This is a genomic window from Pseudomonas brassicacearum, assembly GCF_003732225.1.
Taxonomy (GTDB): Bacteria; Pseudomonadota; Gammaproteobacteria; order Pseudomonadales; family Pseudomonadaceae; genus Aquipseudomonas; species Aquipseudomonas brassicacearum_E.
Genome location: NZ_MOBJ01000001.1, coordinates 1 through 17,351, shown reverse-complemented (window position 1 = coordinate 17,351; position 17,351 = coordinate 1). Strand labels below are relative to the sequence as shown.

Annotated in this window: 19 protein-coding genes; 14 read left to right on the top strand and 5 right to left on the bottom strand. The window is 59.4% G+C overall.

Features of this window, described 5'->3' with window-relative positions:
* The 5 genes from mltG to BK659_RS00075 are packed head-to-tail and all read left to right on the top strand — an operon-like array spanning position 1 to position 4,010.
* Positions 1-1,179 (top strand): endolytic transglycosylase MltG, encoded by a 1,179-nt coding sequence (gene mltG, locus BK659_RS00095; protein WP_123423181.1) that lies wholly within the window; start codon positions 1-3, stop codon positions 1,177-1,179.
* Between the two features lie 19 nt (positions 1,180-1,198).
* Complete coding sequence (tmk, locus tag BK659_RS00090; protein WP_123423180.1) at positions 1,199-1,831, top strand: dTMP kinase; 633 nt, start codon at positions 1,199-1,201, stop codon at positions 1,829-1,831.
* Entirely contained in the window at positions 1,824-2,810 is a 987-nt protein-coding gene (locus BK659_RS00085) for a DNA polymerase III subunit delta' (RefSeq protein ID WP_123423179.1), read from the top strand. The genes tmk and BK659_RS00085 overlap by 8 nt, the downstream gene beginning before the upstream one ends.
* Positions 2,811-2,852: 42 nt before the next feature.
* The gene (locus BK659_RS00080; protein WP_123423178.1) at positions 2,853-3,209 is read left to right on the top strand and encodes a PilZ domain-containing protein; all 357 of its coding nucleotides are present in this window, start codon (positions 2,853-2,855) and stop codon (positions 3,207-3,209) included.
* A 12-nt stretch (positions 3,210-3,221) separates the two neighbouring features.
* Positions 3,222-4,010, top strand: coding sequence for a TatD family hydrolase (locus BK659_RS00075; protein ID WP_123423177.1), 789 nt, complete (start codon positions 3,222-3,224; stop codon positions 4,008-4,010).
* Positions 4,011-4,249: 239 nt separating this feature from the next.
* Here the strand turns inward: BK659_RS00075 and BK659_RS00070 are convergent, their stop codons facing one another.
* Positions 4,250-5,383: an aminotransferase class V-fold PLP-dependent enzyme gene (locus BK659_RS00070; protein WP_123423176.1), complete on the bottom strand. Its 1,134-nt coding sequence runs from the start codon at positions 5,381-5,383 to the stop codon at positions 4,250-4,252.
* 79 nt (positions 5,384-5,462) lie between these two features.
* Between BK659_RS00070 and BK659_RS00065 the strand changes: the two genes are divergently transcribed.
* The 4 genes from BK659_RS00065 (at position 5,463) to BK659_RS00050 (ending at position 8,627) form a co-directional block, all read left to right on the top strand.
* Complete coding sequence (locus BK659_RS00065) at positions 5,463-6,101, top strand: TetR/AcrR family transcriptional regulator (protein ID WP_123423175.1); 639 nt, start codon at positions 5,463-5,465, stop codon at positions 6,099-6,101.
* Positions 6,102-6,241: 140 nt separating this feature from the next.
* Positions 6,242-7,210, top strand: a complete 969-nt coding sequence (locus tag BK659_RS00060) for a GTP 3',8-cyclase MoaA (RefSeq protein ID WP_123423174.1) — start codon at positions 6,242-6,244, stop codon at positions 7,208-7,210.
* Between the two features lie 233 nt (positions 7,211-7,443).
* Positions 7,444-8,049 carry a DUF4823 domain-containing protein gene (locus BK659_RS00055; RefSeq protein ID WP_123423173.1) on the top strand — a complete coding sequence of 202 codons (606 nt, stop codon included), beginning with the start codon at positions 7,444-7,446 and terminating at the stop codon, positions 8,047-8,049.
* 17 nt (positions 8,050-8,066) lie between these two features.
* Positions 8,067-8,627 carry a DUF1285 domain-containing protein gene (locus BK659_RS00050; protein ID WP_123423172.1) on the top strand — a complete coding sequence of 187 codons (561 nt, stop codon included), beginning with the start codon at positions 8,067-8,069 and terminating at the stop codon, positions 8,625-8,627.
* A gap of 63 nt (positions 8,628-8,690) precedes the next feature.
* On the opposite strand, the gene BK659_RS00045 is transcribed toward BK659_RS00050, so the two are convergent.
* The 3 genes from BK659_RS00045 to BK659_RS00035 form a co-directional block, all read right to left on the bottom strand.
* Positions 8,691-9,563: an esterase/lipase family protein gene (locus BK659_RS00045; RefSeq protein WP_123423171.1), complete on the bottom strand. Its 873-nt coding sequence runs from the start codon at positions 9,561-9,563 to the stop codon at positions 8,691-8,693.
* Between the two features lie 119 nt (positions 9,564-9,682).
* A complete protein-coding gene (locus BK659_RS00040) occupies positions 9,683-10,903 on the bottom strand; it encodes an MFS transporter (protein ID WP_123423170.1) in 1,221 nt (406 codons plus the stop codon).
* A 112-nt stretch (positions 10,904-11,015) separates the two neighbouring features.
* Positions 11,016-11,681 (bottom strand): HD domain-containing protein, encoded by a 666-nt coding sequence (locus BK659_RS00035; RefSeq protein WP_123423169.1) that lies wholly within the window; start codon positions 11,679-11,681, stop codon positions 11,016-11,018.
* 122 nt (positions 11,682-11,803) lie between these two features.
* On the opposite strand from BK659_RS00035, the gene BK659_RS00030 reads away from it, so the two are divergent.
* From BK659_RS00030 to BK659_RS00015, 4 genes are all read left to right on the top strand, one after another.
* The gene (locus tag BK659_RS00030; RefSeq protein ID WP_123423168.1) at positions 11,804-12,286 is read left to right on the top strand and encodes a GNAT family N-acetyltransferase; all 483 of its coding nucleotides are present in this window, start codon (positions 11,804-11,806) and stop codon (positions 12,284-12,286) included.
* A gap of 222 nt (positions 12,287-12,508) precedes the next feature.
* Positions 12,509-13,510 carry a 2-dehydro-3-deoxygalactonokinase gene (locus BK659_RS00025; RefSeq protein WP_123423167.1) on the top strand — a complete coding sequence of 334 codons (1,002 nt, stop codon included), beginning with the start codon at positions 12,509-12,511 and terminating at the stop codon, positions 13,508-13,510.
* Positions 13,511-13,519: 9 nt separating this feature from the next.
* Positions 13,520-14,149 (top strand): 2-dehydro-3-deoxy-6-phosphogalactonate aldolase, encoded by a 630-nt coding sequence (locus tag BK659_RS00020; RefSeq protein WP_123423166.1) that lies wholly within the window; start codon positions 13,520-13,522, stop codon positions 14,147-14,149.
* A gap of 60 nt (positions 14,150-14,209) precedes the next feature.
* Positions 14,210-15,004 (top strand): IclR family transcriptional regulator, encoded by a 795-nt coding sequence (locus BK659_RS00015; protein WP_123423165.1) that lies wholly within the window; start codon positions 14,210-14,212, stop codon positions 15,002-15,004.
* A 12-nt stretch (positions 15,005-15,016) separates the two neighbouring features.
* On the opposite strand, the gene BK659_RS00010 is transcribed toward BK659_RS00015, so the two are convergent.
* On the bottom strand, positions 15,017-16,069 hold the full coding sequence (locus BK659_RS00010; protein WP_123423164.1) for an NAD(P)-dependent alcohol dehydrogenase: 1,053 nt from the start codon (positions 16,067-16,069) through the stop codon (positions 15,017-15,019).
* A gap of 180 nt (positions 16,070-16,249) precedes the next feature.
* Here BK659_RS00010 and BK659_RS00005 point away from each other — a divergent pair, with 180 nt between their 5' ends.
* The gene (locus tag BK659_RS00005) at positions 16,250-17,140 is read left to right on the top strand and encodes an AraC family transcriptional regulator (RefSeq protein ID WP_123423163.1); all 891 of its coding nucleotides are present in this window, start codon (positions 16,250-16,252) and stop codon (positions 17,138-17,140) included.
* Positions 17,141-17,351: the final 211 nt, after the last annotated feature.

The following is a 17,351-nucleotide window of genomic DNA, read 5'->3' as shown; positions in this document are numbered from 1 at the left end:
GTGAGACGTAAATTCTTGCTGCTGCTGGAAACCGGACTGGTTCTGGCGGGGCTACTGCTGGGCGCTTCGGCCTGGAAGATCAACTCGGCGCTGGAGCAGCCACTCAACATTACTCAGGAAGAGTTGCTGGATGTGCCGAACGGCTCGACACCGTCCGGGACTTTCAATCGCCTTGAAACCGACGGTGTGCTTCAGGACGCCTTCTGGTTGCGCCTGTACTGGCGCTTCAACCTTGCCGCGCAGCCGTTGCACAGCGGTGAATACCGCATGCTGCCAGGTATGAGTGCGCAGAGCCTGATCGGTCTTTGGCAGCGCGGTGAAGTGGTTCAGTACAGCCTGACGCTGGTCGAGGGCTGGAACTTTCGTCAGGTTCGTGCGGCGCTGGCAAAAAGTGACAAGCTCGAACAAACCCTCTCGGGTCTGAGCGACAGCGACGTGATGAACAAGCTTGGTCACGCCGGAGTGTTTCCGGAGGGCCGGTTTTTCCCAGACACTTATCGTTTTGTGCGTGGCATGACCGACGCCGAGCTGTTGGAAAAAGCTTACGAGCGCCTCGACGAAGTCCTAGCGAAAGAGTGGAGCAAACGCTCTCCCGACGCGCCCTATACCGAACCCTATCAGGCACTGATCATGGCTTCGCTGGTGGAGAAGGAAACCGGTGTGCCGCAAGAACGTGGGCAGATTGCCGGGGTGTTCGTACGACGGATGCAGATCGGCATGTTGCTGCAAACCGATCCGACCGTGATCTATGGCCTGGGTGAGCGCTACAACGGCAAGTTGACCCGTGCCCACCTGAAAGAACCGACGCCCTACAATACCTACATGATCTCTGGGCTGCCGCCGACGCCGATTGCCATGGTCGGTCGTGAAGCGATTCATGCGGCGCTGAATCCGGTGTCCGGTACCAGTTTGTATTTCGTGGCGCGCGGTGACGGCAGTCACGTGTTCTCCGACGATCTGGATGCCCACAACAGTGCTGTGCGCGAGTTCCAGATCAAACGACGCGCCGATTACCGTTCCAGCCCGGCGCCGACCAATGGAGCTGCGGCGCCTGATGCGCAGACGCCGATTGCTCCAGCGGCGCCCGACACGGCTCCAGAGGTGACGCCGCAACTGCCGCCATCGCAACCGGCTCCAGCTCCAGCACCGAGTGCCGATGAGCCGCAAAGCCCGCAATGACTCTGACTAAGGACTGCCTGTGACTGGCTTGTTTATTACCCTGGAAGGCCCGGAAGGCGCCGGCAAGAGCACCAATCGTGAATACCTGGCCGAGCGTTTGCGCGCCGAGGGTATCGAAGTCGTGTTGACTCGAGAGCCGGGTGGTACACCGCTGGCCGAGCGAATCCGCGACGTGCTGCTGGCCCCGGTCGACGAGGTCATGAACCCGGATACCGAGTTGTTGCTGGTGTTCGCGGCACGGGCCCAGCATTTGGCCGAAGTGATTCGCCCGGCGCTGGCGCGGGGTGCGGTGGTGTTGTGCGACCGCTTTACCGATTCGACATACGCCTATCAGGGCGGTGGTCGCGGATTGTCGCTTGAGCGTATCGCGACTCTGGAAACCTTCGTTCAAGGCGACCTGCGCCCGGACCTGACACTGGTGTTCGACTTGCCGATTGAAATCGGCATGGCGCGGGCCAGCGCTCGCGGTCGACTGGACCGTTTCGAGCTTGAGGGTCGAGTGTTTTTTGAGGCGGTGCGCAGCGCGTTCTTGAAGCGCGCCGAGGCTGATCCGGCGCGTTACCTGTTGGTGGACGCCTCGCAGCCATTGGCACAGGTTCAGCAGTCGCTGGATGCCTTGATGCCACGATTGCTGGAGCGTCACCGTGGCTGAGGCCTATCCGTGGCAAGACAGCCTTTGGCAGCAACTGGCCGGTCGGGCACAGCACGCCCACGCCTATTTGCTGCATGGCCCGGCCGGGATCGGCAAGCGTGCGCTGGCCGAGCGGTTGATGGCCAGTTTGCTCTGCCAGCGTCCGACCGCCCAGGACGCCTGTGGCGAGTGCAAATCCTGCCTGCTGCTCAAAGCCGGCAGTCACCCCGACAACTACATCCTGGAGCCGGAAGAAGCCGACAAGGCGATCAAGGTCGATCAGGTTCGTGATCTGGTCAGCTTCGTGGTCCAGACCGCGCAGATGGGCGGCCGCAAAGTCGTGTTGATCGAGCCAGCCGAGTCGATGAACATCAACGCCGCCAACGCCTTGCTGAAAAGCCTCGAAGAACCGTCAGGCGATACGGTATTGCTGTTGGTCAGTCACCAGACCAGTCGTCTGCTGCCAACCATCAAGAGTCGTTGCGTGCAACAGGCCTGTCCGTTGCCGAGCGAGGCCATGAGCCTGCAATGGCTGGCCAAGGCCTTGCCCGATTGCGCCGAAGAAGAGCGTATCGAGCTGCTGACCCTGGCTGCCGGTTCGCCGCTGGCGGCTGTCAAGCTGCAAGGGCAGGGCGTGCGCGAGCAGCGTGCGCTGGTAGTCGAGGGCGTGAAGAAGTTGCTCAAGCAGCAACAGTCGCCGACGCAACTGGCCGAAGAGTGGAAATCCATTCCGATGTTGCAGCTGTTCGACTGGTTCTGCGACTGGTCGAGTCTGATTCTGCGCTACCAGTTGACCCAGGATGAAGAAGGGTTGGGGTTGGCGGACATGCGCAAAGTGGTTCAGTACCTGGCGCAGAAAACCGCTCAGGAAAAAGTCTTGAATATTCAGGACTGGATTCTCGCCCAGCGGCAGAAAGTGATGAGTAAGGCGAACCTTAATCCGGCGTTGTTGCTGGAAGCGTTGTTGGTGCAATGGGTGTCCTTGCCCACCCAGAAGTGAGCGTCTGCGCCTAGACTCTGATCATCAGCCATGGAGGTCAGCATGAATGAACCCGTCAGCCCGGGCCCGCGCAACGGCATCTTGTCCCTGACCATCAAGGACAAATCAGTGCTTTATGCGGCCTATATGCCGTTCATCAAGAACGGCGGCCTGTTTATCCCGACCAACAAAAGCTACAAGTTGGGTGACGAGGTATTCATGCTGCTGCACCTGATGGATGAGCCGGAAAAAATTCCGGTGGCCGGTAAAGTGACCTGGGTGACCCCCAAGGGCGCTCAGGGTAATCGCGCTGCGGGTGTCGGCGTGCAATTCAACGAAGGCGACGACACCGCTCGAAGCCGAATCGAAACCTATCTGGTCGGAGCCCTGAAGTCCGACCGTCCCACTCATACGATGTAGTTGCAGCCTTTTATGCTCGTAGATTCCCATTGTCACCTTGACCGTCTCGACCTTGCCGCACACGACGGCTCGCTGGATGCTGCGCTTGCAGCCGCTCGTCAGCGCGGGGTAGGGCATTTCCTCTGTATTGGCGTCAGCGTCGACAACGCCAAGGACGTCAAAGCCCTCGCCGAGCGTTACGACGACGTTGATTGTTCGGTGGGCGTGCATCCGTTGGATGTTCAGCCGGGCGCCGCTCCGGCGCTGGACTGGCTGCTGCAGGAGCTCAATCACCCGCGGGTGGTGGCGATCGGCGAAACCGGTCTGGATTACCACTACGAACCAGAAGCCGCCGAGTTGCAGCAGGAGTCCTTCCGTTTGCACCTGCAAGCGGCCCAGCAGACCGGCAAACCGGTGATCGTCCACACCCGTGGCGCCCGCGCCGATACGCTGAGGTTATTGCGTGAAGCAGCATTGCCGCAGGCCGGGGTGTTGCATTGCTTCACCGAAGACTGGGACATGGCCAAGGCTGCGCTGGATCTGGGGTTCTATATATCGTTGTCGGGGATCGTGACTTTCCGCAATGCCGACGCCTTGCGTGATGTGGCCCGGCAGGTGCCGGCGGATCGCCTGCTGGTGGAAACCGATTCGCCGTACCTGGCGCCGATCCCGCATCGTGGCAAGCCGAATCTTCCTCAGTACGTGAGGGATGTCGCGGAGTTTCTGGCCATGTTGCGTGGTGAGTCCTACGAGCGCTTTGCCGAGCAGACCACGGAGAACTTCAAGCGGCTGTTTCCGTTGGCGCACGTCAAGTCGATTTGACAGGGTCGAGCCGGAGCCTCAAATCGCAGGCAAAAAAAACCCGGGTTCTGGGGGGTGAATCCGGGTTAAGACCATTAGGAGTAAAACAAAGGTACGCGGTCCTTTGGTACCTTCATCGGCGCAACACTTGGGGGAGATGCCGCGCCGACAGTTCAAGTATTGATCACTATTGCGCCGAGTCCAGTTTGCCCCAGCTGTTTCTTAAACATATTTGGAATACAGGCGCTTCGCTTGAGTTCTCACTGCCTGGCGATCGACGCAACAATGGCAACAGTTTCGTCGATCACGCGCTTTTCGGTGTAAAAATGTGGTGAAAAACGAATGCCTGGGCCGCGTGGGATGCAAATCACCTGTTGGGCTTTCAGGGCCTCGTAAACGGCCTGGTTATCGATGCCATCGATACTGAACGAAAGAATCCCCCCGCGCCGGGCTGGATTAAGCGGGCTGTGCAGCTGTACGCCGGGAATCGCGCTGAGGCCATCCTGTAGCCATTTCACTCGCTCGGCGATCAGTGCAGCGACTTGCTCCATGCCGACTTCTTCCAATAACGACAGACTGGCTTCCAGCGCCATCGCCCCGAGCATGTTCGGGCTGCCGCATTCAAAACGCCGTGCACTCTTGGCCGGTTCCCATTCAGTGCGGTTGTAATCGCCCATGTGTTCGAGCATGTGCCAGCCGAATTCGTGCAGTTTCAGCTGTTCACGCAGTTCGCTGCGCACATAGAGCACCCCCAGGCCTTCTGGCCCGAGCAGCCATTTATGGCCGTCGGCCATGGCGAAGTCGCATTGATAGCTCTGCACATCGAAGGGCAGGGCGCCGAGTTGCTGGATGGCGTCGATGCAGAACAGCACGTTCTGTTGTTTGCAGCCAGCACCCAGGCGTTGCAGGTCCAGGCGCAGACCGCTGGCAAATTGCACTGCACTCACTGACATCAAGCGGGTGCGCGGTCCGCAGGCCGCCAACAGGGCGCCTTCCGGGTCATCGCCCTTGAGGCTGGCCTGAATCACTTCCACGCCTTGGGAGGCTAAAGCTTCCCAGACGATGCGGTTGGAAGGAAATTCTTCATCGCTGATGACGATCTGGTCGCCGCTTTGCCACGACAGTCCGAAGGCGACAAAAGACAATGCTTCAGAAGTATTTTTGACCAGTGCCACGTCATCCGTCGACGGTGCGTTAAGCAGGCGCATCAGGCGTTCACGCAAGCATTGTTCAAGTGCCATCCAGTCCGAATAGTCCCTTGCGCCCAGTAAAACGTTCTCCTGGGCGAAGCGTGACACCGCCGTGGCAGCGCGATTTGGCCAGGGTGCAACGGCCGCATGATTCAAATAACGCAGGCCCGGTGCCTGTACAAATTCATCAAGAAACGTAGTCATGGTCGGATGATCCGTGCAATTTGGCGCAAGTTAGGCATAATACGCGGCTTCGAATTTTGACCCCTACAGACCTTTTCTTATGCATAAAGAACCTCGTAAGGTCCGTGAGTTTCGTCGCCGCGAGCAAGAAATTCTCGACACCGCGCTCAAGCTGTTCCTCGAACAAGGTGAAGACAGTGTCACCGTCGAGATGATCGCTGATGCCGTGGGTATCGGCAAAGGCACCATCTACAAGCATTTCAAGTCCAAGGCGGAGATCTATCTGCGCCTGATGCTCGATTACGAGCGTGACCTGAACGAGCTGCTGCACTCTGCCGATGTCGACAAGGATAAGGAAGCCCTGTCCCGGGCCTACTTCGAATTCCGTATGCGCGATCCGCAACGTTACCGGCTGTTCGATCGTCTGGAAGAGAAGGTGGTCAAGGGCAATCAGGTGCCGGAGATGGTCGAGGAGTTGCACAGGATTCGCGCCTCCAACTTCGAACGCCTGACCTTGCTGATCAAGGGCCGCATCAGCGAAGGCAAGCTTGAAGACGTGCCGCCGTACTTCCACTACTGCGCGTCCTGGGCGTTGGTGCACGGTGCTGTCGCGCTGTATCACTCGCCGTTCTGGAGCAATGTGCTGGAAGATCAGGAAGGTTTCTTCCAGTTCCTGATGGACATCGGCGTGCGCATGGGCAACAAGCGCAAGCGCGATACCGACACGCCGAGCAGCTGATTCATTCAGATGCCTTATTGCGCCATGTTTTCCCTGTATGGCGCAGTGCCCCAGGAATATACTCAGGCTTAGGTATTGCTAAAACTTGATTTGTGAGTCAAGTTTTAGCGCTTCCGAATCTACTTCCGCCGGAGTGATCCATGATCGTTGACCGACAAGGCAGGCGTTTCCGCAATTTGCGGGTCAGTCTGACCTCCGCCTGCAACTACGCCTGTACCTACTGCGTGCCCAATGGCAAGCGACTGGTGGCGGCGCAGGATGAACTGTCGGCCGAGGCCATGGCGCGCGGCGTTGCCTACCTGATCGAAGCCGCGGGTATCGAGCGTTTGCGCATCACCGGCGGTGAGCCGCTGGTGAGCCCGAAGCTGGAAGCCTTCATGACCGCCGTCGGGAAGATGGGCCTTGCCGACATCAGCCTGACCACCAATGGCCAACTGCTGGCGAAGAAACTGCCCTTGCTGGTGGACGCTGGCATTCGGCGGATCAACGTTTCCCTCGATACCCTGGACGCCGATGCGTTCCGCAGCATTGCGCGCGGCGGCGATCTGGCGACGGTGCTCAACGGCATGGACCAGGCACACGCTGCGGGCATGAAGATCAAGGTCAACATGGTGCCGTTGCGCGGGCAGAACCTCGATCAGGTGATGCCGCTGCTCGATTACTGTCTGGAACGCGGTTATGAGTTACGGTTCATCGAACTGATGCGCATGGGCCATCTAGCCAGTGATTCGAACGCATTCCTGCAGCAGTTCGTCAGCCTCGAGCAGCTGCTGAGCCTGATTGGCGATCGCTACGAGTACCTGCAGGCCGACGCGCCAGTGGATGCCACGGCGGTGCGTTACGAAATTCCGGGGCACGGCTATTTCGGCGTGATCGCCAATGAAAGCGTGCCGTTCTGCCGTACATGCTCGCGTTTGCGCCTGTCGTCCACTGGCTGGCTGCATGGCTGCCTGTCGTCGAGTAACCGCCACTATGTCGGCGACTTGCTCGACAAGCCGCGCCATCAAGCGTTGCCGGCGCTCCAGCGTCTGCTGGTAAAGGCTTTGGGCGACAAGCAGGAAGTGGCGTTTTCCGGTGGTGCGACCGTGATGAAAATCATCGGCGGCTGACCCGGCTTTTTGTAGCAGCTGCCGAAGGCTGCGTTCGAGGGCGCAGCCCTCGCAAAAAAACAAGCGACTTGCATTCGTCATTCAATCTATATCTCGTGCTCAGGTTTACGACTGCTGCGCAGCCGGACGCAGCCTTCGGCAGCTGCTACAAATGGGTGTCGCATTGAGCTGGCGCGGAAGCTGCATCCTGCGGACATTCGCCGGTTTTCCGTCACCGGCCTCTGGAGGGTAGGATGCGTAGCCTGGTTTTGCTGCTGGCCTTTTTGGCGCTTGGCGGCTGCATGAATGTCAGCGATATGGGCGAAGGGGTTCGCTACCACATGAGCGACGCAGGTCTGCTCGATCACAGCGACAGCCGTCGTGTAAATAATCTGCGCATTCAGCCGGACTCGTTTATCTACATCGCTCAAGGTGCTTTTGCGCCGCCGGGCAGTGCCTATCCGCGGCCGAACGTGGTTGCTGAAGAAGCCTTCAACGGCTTCATCGAATATTTCCCGATGGTTCGCCGCGCTCGCGCGCCTGAAGGTCTCGACACCGCCATGGGCGAGGCGCGTGCGGCGGGCGCGCATTACCTGCTCTACACCCGCTTTGCCAAGGCCGACGACCGTATCGGCAACTCGGATGAGTTGATCGATCAGGGCGCCGTGGATCGCCTGGGGCTCGACAGCGGAGTGATTCAGATCATGCTGATCGAGACCAGCACCCAGTATTTGATCGATACTGCACGAATCAAGAGCCGTGGCGGTTTACTGACGTTCCACGACAACAAGCCAGAAGACCTGATCGCTCAGCCGCTGCAGCAATACGCTCGTAGCCTGTTGGGCATGAGCGATCAGTAACTCACCAGGAGAGCAGCATGAGTGGTCCGCAAAAAGCTAACGATCTGTTGGGGCAAATCCCCAAGTCCAAAGGCTTGCCGCCGGTCCATTTGTGGAACCCCGACTTCTGTGGCGACATCGACATGCGCATCGCCCGCGACGGTACCTGGTATTACCTCGGCACGCCGATCGGGCGCAAGCCGATGGTCAAGCTGTTCTCCACCATCATTCGCCGCGACGGTGATGATTATTTCCTGATTACCCCGGTCGAGAAGGTCGGGATCAAGGTCGATGACGCGCCGTTTGTGGCGGTTGCACTGGAGGTTGAAGGCGAGGGCGAAGCGCAGGTTTTGCGTTTTATCACCAACGTCGAAGAGCAGGCCGAGGCAGGTGTCGAGCATCCGTTGCGCGTGGTGATCGATCCGCTGACCCAGGAACCAGCGCCTTACGTGCACGTCCGCACCAATCTTGAAGCGCTGATCCATCGCAACGTGTTTTATCAACTGGTCGAACTGGCCGTGACCCGCGAGATCGACGGGCAGCGCTGGTTGGGCGTGTGGAGTGGTGGCGAATTTTTCCCTATCGGCCTTGAGCCGTAACACGCTGTGCTTTTGTGTTCTGGAAAATGGCCTGGTATTTAAACCGGGCCATTGCCGATGGGCTTACAAGCCCTTGCTCTTGAGCCGAGCGGCATGTTCCACATAGAGCTTGACCGGGTGCACATTCAAACTGGTGATCCCGGCCATTTGATTGACAGCGTCAAAATGGTCCATGGGGTAATCCGAGCGAATCACTTTCCCCAGGTGCGAGCTGTAACGGCCGACCAGCCCGTCGTTGGCGTGTTTCTCTTTATAAAACAACTCCGACAGCACGATGCAGTTCAGATGGGTCGGATCGAGTAGTTGCGGGGTTTGAATCTTTTGTACGATCCCGCTCCAGGAGTAGTAATACACGCCGTTTTCAATTTCGTTGCCTTCACCGCCCCAGACTTTCGGCACCCCTTGCGGGTACTTGCGATTGAATTCAGCCAATCCTGCGCTGGTCAGCGATTCGAACGCTGCTTGAGGGTCCACGGGGTTCTGCGGATGGCCGCTGATCAATGAAATGAAGGTGCCGACTGCGCTCAACAGGGCCAGTACGAGCGCTTCGGGCAACTCGCCGGGCGTCAGGGCCTTGTGTAATTGGTCGGCAATCTCGGAGCCGTGATTGGGGCAGCTGACAGAGGTGACCGACGCGACCTTTTCCGGGTGCAGTGCCGCTACATAGCGTGCTGCCAGGGGGCCTTGGCTATGGCCGATCAGATTGACCTTGTCGGCGCCCGTTTCGCGCAAAATGCGGTTGACCTGTTCGAGCAGTTTTTCACCGCGTTCCTCATTGCCGTTGACGGCTGGAATGTTCACCGCAAACACCTGAGCGCCAGCGCGTTCGAGGGCTTCCTTGATATTGAAGAAGTATGGATAACCGGCAATTGTATCGAAGCCGAAAAGGCCGTGAACCAAAACAATCGGGTATTGCGTAGACGCATCCATGTTCATGCTTATACCTGTCGATAGCGGATTCAAGTGGAACAGATGCTATTGACTGCTTGATCTGTCGCGGCTAACCGTAGTTTACAAAACAGGTTGGTACAAATCGCTTCGGGCAGGGCATCGGTCTATGCCGCTTGCGGCACATTGCTGGCGATTACCCAACGCCAAAGCAGGCGACCAACGGTGATCGACCAGTTCAACAGCGCCACCGCCAACACCGTGAGCAGCAGCGTCGGCAAACCGTGTTCGACGATGATCTTGCCGGCGAGTAAGGGAAAGCCAAACACGCCCACGAAGTACCCGAGACTGAACAGCAACAAGGCTTGGGAAGTGTTGCCTGCGGGCGCTTCATTGGCGGCCAGGCCGTTGATCACCGAGTAGGTCAGCCCGTAACCGATGCCCAGCGCTGCGGCGGCCATCAAGTAAGTGAAGGCATCGTCGACCACGAAGCGGAACATCAGAATCGACACCACCATCAGCCCTGACAGCCAGCAGGACGCCCAATAGGGGTCGCGTTTGACCACGACACTGGCGATCAGCATTCGGCTGGTAATCGCAGCGCTCATGAAGCCGAGAAAGAACAGCGAATAGTCCAGCGAGCGGGATTCGGCATAGCTGGTCTGGAAACTCGACAGACCACCAAACACGCAGCCGCCGAGGCCGACCATGACAATGGGAAACAGTGCTCTGGACGACATCACCCGCGCGGCGGCGGCCCAGGAGATCCGCGAAACTGCCGCCGTGCCCAATTGATTCGGGCGCTGTTTGAGTGCGACACCCAAACGCCAGAACAGCACCGCGCCGATCAGGCTCGCCAGTGCGGCGAGGTAAAATGCGCTGGTTACAGGGTAACCCAGCGCGCTGGCCGCCCGCCCGAGCAACGGCCCTGAGCCGATGCCAGTCATCATGCTGCCAGAGAGCAGCGCGAAGTACTTGGCGCGTTGTGCGGGCGTGACCAGCATCGCCACGATGATCGGCCCCAAAGTGTAAAACACGCCCCAGCCCAGACCCAGCGTCAGGCCGAAAAACAGTAAGGTGCTACCGAAACCCGGGGTCAGGGCAAAGCCCAGGCTGGCGAGTACCAGCAAGCCGCCAAACACGGCAATCGAACGGGCCGCACCGAGCGCGTCCGACAAATGCCCCGACAGGATCACCGCCGCGAACGTGCTGAGCATCGCCGCCGAAATCACGCTACCGGCATCATGCTCGTTACCGCCGCGTGAGCTGATCAGCAGCGAGAGCAAAAAGGTCGAGCCGTAGGACAGCGAAAGCAGGTAACTGGCGAGGCAGAACAGGCCAAACAGTTTTCCTGAAACGGCGGTGTCCGGGGTGTTGCGACTGGGCATGGATAAGTCTCTTTATCTATTGGTTTTATACGCGACTTATCTAACACAGGCAGTTGTGGCGTATGTTCTGTGGTTAGCGGTTTCAGGGTTAGCAATTGGCGGAGTAATGGCTTCAGACGACGCTGGGTGGTAAACCGATCTCCTCAATGAACTCGTCCATGAAGCGCTTCAGACGCTCGTGGCGTAGTTGCGCAAGACGCTTGCCGGTCAGTGTCTGGAAGCCGTTGGCCAAGTGCAAAAGCTTGGTCTGGAAGTGGTCGAGGCAAAAGCGTTTGTCGTCGTACTCGCGGGATGTTGCCGTGGGATCCTGCGGATCATAGAGCGTGCTGCCCATGCGTCCGGCGATGTAAAACGTGCGGGCAACGCCGAGCATACCGAGGGAGTCGAGACGGTCGGCGTCCTGGAGAATTCTTGCTTCCAGGGTTGTCGGCTGAATGTTTGCCGAAAAACTGTGGGCTTCGATGGCGTGAGCGACTGCTGCGCTTTTGTGCTTGGGCCAATTCAACTGGCTCAGGATTGCCAAGGCTTTTTCCGCCGCCAGCCGCGAGGCCTGAGAGCGCAGCGGCGAGTTTTTTTCCACTGCCACACAGTCGTGCAGCAATACGGCCGCCAGCAGCACTTCAAGGTCACCGCCTTCTTCGGTTTGAATCCGCTGAACGTTGCGCCATACCCGTTGCAAGTGCGACAGGTCGTGGGCGCCATCCTCGGACGGCTCCAGCGCGTGGGGCAACAGGGTCGAGGCGAGGGCCTGCAGTGGGGCGAAGGCGGGGAGGCTCATAACAATCCTTTTGTGCGGAGCACTTTTGTGGCGGCGCCCGTAGATTAAGTTTTGAAGTGACATGTGACGAGCGCTGATCGCCGACATAGTATGGCGGTTTCAACTGTTCACAAGGCACGTCCATGTCGATCGAAATCCGTCCGGCCACTCCCAGCGATGCGCCACAAATTCTTGCGTTCATCACCGAGCTGGCCGACTACGAGCGCGCCCGGCATGAAGTCATCGCCAGTGTCGCCGATATCGAGCGCAGCCTGTTCAGCGAAGGTGCCACCGCCCATGGCCTGATCTGCCTGCGCGACGGTTTGCCGATTGGTTTCGCGGTTTTTTTCTTCAGCTACTCGACCTGGCTGGGCAGCAACTGCCTGTACCTTGAAGACCTCTACATCACTCCCGAACAACGCGGTGGCGGCGCCGGCAAACAACTGCTGCGCCACCTCGCCAAAATCGCCTGCGCGAACGACTGCGGTCGCTTCGAATGGAGCGTGCTGGAATGGAACACCCCAGCCATCGATTTCTACAAATCTCTCGGCGCCCAGCCGCAGGAAGAGTGGGTGCGTTATCGCATGGATGGCAATGTGTTGCGTGAGTTTGCCGAAGGCAACTGATCGCTAGCAGCGTCTGTTAAAGATCGCAGCCTTCGGCAGCGCCTACACCGATTCGTAGGAGCTGCCGCAGGCTGCGATCTTTTTTTGGCCAGGAAAAACCTGAATCATCTTTCAATTCAATTTATCCCAATATATGGGAGTTGTATTTATATATTGAGATATTCCTGCGTCCGGATTTATAGTCCTGCTCACTCACTGCCAAAAACAAATTCAGGTGAAGCGATGCAGGCGCAATTGATCGCGCTCGATTGGGGGACCACCTCCCTTCGTGCTTACAAACTCGGCTCCAATGGCCAGGTACTCGACCAGCGTTCGCTGGCGTCGGGGATCATGCATTTGCCGAGCGCGCCACGGATGATTGCTGGCCAGTCATGCGCAGACGGTTTTGAACTGGCATTCGACGAGGCCTGCGGTGACTGGCTCGATGCACAGCCCAGCCTTCCGGTGATTGCCTGCGGCATGGTCGGCAGTGCTCAGGGCTGGCGTGAAGCCGCCTACTGCGACACCCCGGCGAATGTCGCTAACCTCGGCTCTTCCCTGCAAACCGTCCGCAGCCTGCGCGGCATCGATGTGCACATCGTGCCCGGCGTCATCCAGCGTTCGCGTTTGCCGAATGTGATGCGCGGCGAAGAAACCCAGGTCCTTGGCGTGCTGCAAAACCTGCCGGTCATGGCAGGAGACAACCTGTTGATCGGCCTGCCGGGCAGCCATTCGAAATGGGTCGAAGTGGTCGAAGGCTGTATCACTCATTTCGACACCTTCATGACCGGCGAGCTGTTCGCCGTACTCAGCGAACACAGCATTCTCGGGCGTACGCAACAACGCACGCCGGCATTCGATGGCGCAGCCTTTGATCGCGGTGTGCAAGTGGCATTGTCGGTGGACGGCGAAATTGGTCCGCTGTCGACGTTGTTCAGTGCGCGCAGCCTTGGTCTGACCGGTGAGCTCAGTGCCACAGCGCAACCGGACTATCTGTCTGGCCTGTTGATTGGCCATGAGTTGTCCGCGCTGGCAACGGTGCATCGCCATCGCCGCCACAGCGCAAAGCTTCCTTCGATCATCCTGATCGGCAATGCCCAACTCTGTGCCCGCTATCAACGAGCCCTCGACACCTGCGGCTTCCCTCATGTGACCTTGGCCGAGCAGGCCACTGAACGCGGGTTGTGGCAGCTGGCGGTCTCGGCGGGGCTGCTCGGTAAAACCGCTCCCGTTCAACCTGACTAGAGGTCCGACATGCTCAAGCAAGCACTGGCAACAAACGGTCTGATCGCGATCCTTCGCGGCCTGCGTCCGCAAGAAGCTGCGGCCATCGGCGAGGTTTTGTACCAGGCCGGTTTCCGGGTTATCGAAGTGCCGCTCAATTCTCCTGAACCCTATGAGAGCATCCGCATTCTACGCAGCACATTGCCTGCCGATTGCCTGATCGGCGCCGGTACGGTGCTGACTCCGGAGCAGGTCGCCCAGGTGAAAGCCGCCGGTGGCCAGGTGATCGTCATGCCCCACAGCGATGCCAAGGTCTTGCGTGCGGCGAAGGCTGCTGGCTTGTACCTGTCGCCGGGTGTGGCGACACCGACCGAAGCGTTCGCGGCACTGGCCGAAGGCGCGGATGTGTTGAAGATGTTCCCGGCCGAGCAGATGGGGCCGGCGGTCGTGAAGGCCTGGCTCGCAGTGTTGCCGGCCGGGACCGTGCTGCTGCCTGTGGGAGGGATTACTCCGGACAACATGCAGGCGTTTGTCGAGGCAGGCGTTAAAGGCTTTGGTCTGGGTTCCGGGTTGTTCAAGCCGGGCCTCACGCCTGAGGAAGTGGCCGTTCGGGCCAGGGCGTACGTCACGGCATGGAACGCGCTGCACTTCGAGTTGTAGTGGCGGCACACGGGCAACCATAATGCTGCCCGTTCACTCGCTCAACGGTAAGACTGGACTATGCAGGAAGAGCTCTCGAAAAATGCCGCGCCAACCGGCACCCAAACGTTGCTGCGCGGTTTGGCGGTAGTGCATGCCGTGGCCGGCGGCGCTCGTGACCTCAAGGAAATCGCCCGGCTGATCGGCACTACCCGCAGCACGACGCACCGCCTGGCCAGTTGTCTGGTAGACGAACGCTATCTGCGAGTAGTGCCGCAGGTGGGTTACCTGCTCGGACCGAAGCTGATCGAGTTGGGTTTTCAGGCGCGTGAAGAGCTGCCATTGGTGACCCTTGCCGGACCGTATCTGGATGAGTTGTCGGCGTTGACTGGCGACACCATCCATCTGGCAATCCGTGAAGGCGATGAGGTGCTGTACCTGCACAAGAATCCGGGGCGCAATGGCCCGGAAATGCGCTCGCGGGTCGGTCATCGCATGCCGTTGGCGCGCACCGGGATCGGTAAGGCGCTGATGCTCGATGACTCACAGCAGGAATGGCAGCGGCTGTATCAAGTCAGCTTGCCGGCGGGTGGGAAGAGTCAGTTCTGGCCGCAGCACCCGGAGCAATCCTGGGAGCAGTTTCAGCAGCGCATGCTGGAATATGTGGCGGGTGGCTACGCTTTCGATCTGGAGGACAACGAACCGTCGATCCGCTGTGTGGCTGCTCCGGTTCGCGATGCCAGTCGGCGGATCGTCGCCGGTATCAGTATCGCCAGCACCGTACCGTACATGCCGCTGGAAAAAATGGCCGAGCTGATTCCCCTGATCAAAGGGGTCACGGCTCGGCTGTCGGCGGAGCTAGGGGCCAAGGTATAAGCCGCTAGCTGATCAGACTTTCAAGGTCGCCATGTCGATGACGAAACGATACTTCACATCACCGGCGATCATGCGGCTGTAAGCTTCGTTGATCTGGCGGATGTCGAGCATTTCGATGTCGCAGGTGATGTTGTGTTCGGCGCAGAAATCCAGCACTTCCTGGGTTTCTGCGATACCGCCGATCAACGAACCGGCCAGCACCCGACGCCCCAGCACCAGTTTGGCCGCGTGGACGGGAGGGTCGATCGGCTCGATCAAACCGACCAGGATGTGCACGCCGTCGAAGCGCAGCGTATCGAGGTAGGGGTTGAGGTCGTGCTGCACCGGAATGGTGTCGAGCAAAAAGTCGAACTGTCCTGCAGCGGCTGCCATCTGCTCGGCATCGGTGGAGACGATCACGTGGTCCGCGCCCTGGCGACGACCTTCTTCGGCCTTGCTCGCCGAGCGTGTGAACAAGGTGACTTCGGCGCCCATGGCCTTGGCAAACTTGATGCCCATGTGGCCGAGGCCGCCCATGCCGAGAATGCCGACCTTGTCACCGGCCTTCACGCCGTAGTGCTTGAGCGGCGAGTAGGTGGTGATGCCGGCGCAGAGGATCGGTGCGGCGCTGGCCGGGTCGAGTTTCTCGGGAATGCGTACGACGAAATGCTCGCTGACCACGATGCTGTCGGAGTAACCGCCCATGGTGTTGCTACCGTCGACCCGGTCCGGGGTCGCGTAGGTCAAGGTCGGACCTTCCAGGCAATATTGCTCAAGGTCGGCCTGGCAGGCTTCGCAGTGGCGGCACGAGTCGACCATGCAACCAACCCCGACCAGATCACCCACCTTGTGGGCGGTGACATTGGCGCCGATGGCGGTGACTTTGCCGACAATCTCGTGGCCCGGCATCAGTGGGTAAACCGCGATGCCCCATTCGTTGCGAGCCTGGTGGATGTCGGAATGGCAGACGCCGCAGTAGAGGATTTCGATCGCAACATCGTCGGCGCGTGGGCTGCGACGTTCGAAGGTCATCGGGGCGAGGGGAGTGGTGGCCGATTGGGCGGCGTAACCGATGGCGGTGTACATGGTGAACCTCGCAAAAGCAGTGACGGGTGAGGTGGGCCATTTTCCGCGCCGTCCGCTGGGGCGGCCATGACGATTCCTCCGCGTCTTATGCCTATTCCTCCGGCATCCGCGGTGGACCGGTCGCATTGGCGCTCAGACCTGCGATGATGCTTTCATCCCTTTTTTCGCGAAGTTTTTGCCATGTTGTTGACCCGTCATCTCGATGCCAATGCCGCGCTGGTTGCGCTGATACAGCCGCTGGCGACCCGTGATGGTTTCGTGCCGACGCGCTTGCCCGGCGTGCACGTGCTCAGAGCCAGTTGCGATGTGGCGCGTGGCCCGCAGATCTATGAGCCGAGCCTGATGATCATCGCTCAGGGCAGTAAAGTCGCCTATCTAGGGGCGCGCACTCTGGAGTACGGTGCCGGGCATTACCTGATTCAGGCGTTGCCGGTGCCTTTCGAATGCGAAACCTTTGCCATGGCCGATGCACCATTGCTCGGTGTTTCGATTGCTATCGACCGGGCGCTGCTGGGCGAACTGGTGTTGGCCATGGGGTTGGTGCATGGGCGTAATACGCCGGCGCAAACGCCCGAATCCATGACCTCGGCGGTACTCGATGACAGCATGCGCGGATGTGTCGAACGCTTGTTGCACTGCCTGCACGATCCGCTGGAATGTCAGGTCATGGGGCTGGCGCGGTTGCGTGAGTTGTTGTTCGTGGCGTTGCGCGGTCCACAGGCTGATGTATTGCGAGCACTGGTCGAACAGCAGGGGCAATTTGCCCGGGTTGCCGCATCCTTGAGTCACTTGCACGCGCATTTCACCGAGCCGCTGAACGTCGAGACTCTGGCCAGCTGCGCGAACATGAGCACGTCGACCTTCCACGAGCATTTCAAGCGCAGCACCTTGTTGTCGCCGGTGCAGTATTTGAAGCGCCTGCGATTGCTCAAGGCGCAGCAGTTGTTGCTGTCGGAAGGGCTGGGAGTGGCGCAGGTCGCGCATCGGGTGGGCTATCAGAGTACGTCGCAGTTCAGTCGCGAGTACAAACGCTATTTCGAACGCAACCCGGGGGATGAGCGGGTGGCGTGATGCATCGCGAATCCTTTGTGGGAGCGAGCTTGCTCGCGATAGCGATGGGTCAGACGACATCAATGTTGGATGAACGGGCGCCTTCGCGAGCAAGCTCGCTCCCACACTTGAACGGAGGCGGCTCACAAATTTCGGGCAACAAAAAGGCCCCCACTTAGGGTAATGCTGTTCACTTAAGCGGAGCAGCCTTACGGTCTACTGGAAAACGGGT

Coding starts and splice junctions, on each gene's coding strand:
- BK659_RS00080 (WP_123423178.1), top strand. CDS start 2,853: ATGAATGAACCCGTCAGCCCGGGCCCGCGCAACGGCATCTTGTCCCTG.
- BK659_RS00075 (WP_123423177.1), top strand. CDS start 3,222: ATGCTCGTAGATTCCCATTGTCACCTTGACCGTCTCGACCTTGCCGCA.
- BK659_RS00070 (WP_123423176.1), bottom strand. CDS start 5,383: ATGACTACGTTTCTTGATGAATTTGTACAGGCACCGGGCCTGCGTTAT.
- BK659_RS00065 (WP_123423175.1), top strand. CDS start 5,463: ATGCATAAAGAACCTCGTAAGGTCCGTGAGTTTCGTCGCCGCGAGCAA.
- BK659_RS00060 (WP_123423174.1), top strand. CDS start 6,242: ATGATCGTTGACCGACAAGGCAGGCGTTTCCGCAATTTGCGGGTCAGT.
- BK659_RS00055 (WP_123423173.1), top strand. CDS start 7,444: ATGCGTAGCCTGGTTTTGCTGCTGGCCTTTTTGGCGCTTGGCGGCTGC.
- BK659_RS00050 (WP_123423172.1), top strand. CDS start 8,067: ATGAGTGGTCCGCAAAAAGCTAACGATCTGTTGGGGCAAATCCCCAAG.
- BK659_RS00045 (WP_123423171.1), bottom strand. CDS start 9,563: ATGAACATGGATGCGTCTACGCAATACCCGATTGTTTTGGTTCACGGC.
- BK659_RS00040 (WP_123423170.1), bottom strand. CDS start 10,903: ATGCCCAGTCGCAACACCCCGGACACCGCCGTTTCAGGAAAACTGTTT.
- BK659_RS00035 (WP_123423169.1), bottom strand. CDS start 11,681: ATGAGCCTCCCCGCCTTCGCCCCACTGCAGGCCCTCGCCTCGACCCTG.
- BK659_RS00030 (WP_123423168.1), top strand. CDS start 11,804: ATGTCGATCGAAATCCGTCCGGCCACTCCCAGCGATGCGCCACAAATT.
- BK659_RS00025 (WP_123423167.1), top strand. CDS start 12,509: ATGCAGGCGCAATTGATCGCGCTCGATTGGGGGACCACCTCCCTTCGT.
- BK659_RS00020 (WP_123423166.1), top strand. CDS start 13,520: ATGCTCAAGCAAGCACTGGCAACAAACGGTCTGATCGCGATCCTTCGC.
- BK659_RS00015 (WP_123423165.1), top strand. CDS start 14,210: ATGCAGGAAGAGCTCTCGAAAAATGCCGCGCCAACCGGCACCCAAACG.
- BK659_RS00010 (WP_123423164.1), bottom strand. CDS start 16,069: ATGTACACCGCCATCGGTTACGCCGCCCAATCGGCCACCACTCCCCTC.
- BK659_RS00005 (WP_123423163.1), top strand. CDS start 16,250: ATGTTGTTGACCCGTCATCTCGATGCCAATGCCGCGCTGGTTGCGCTG.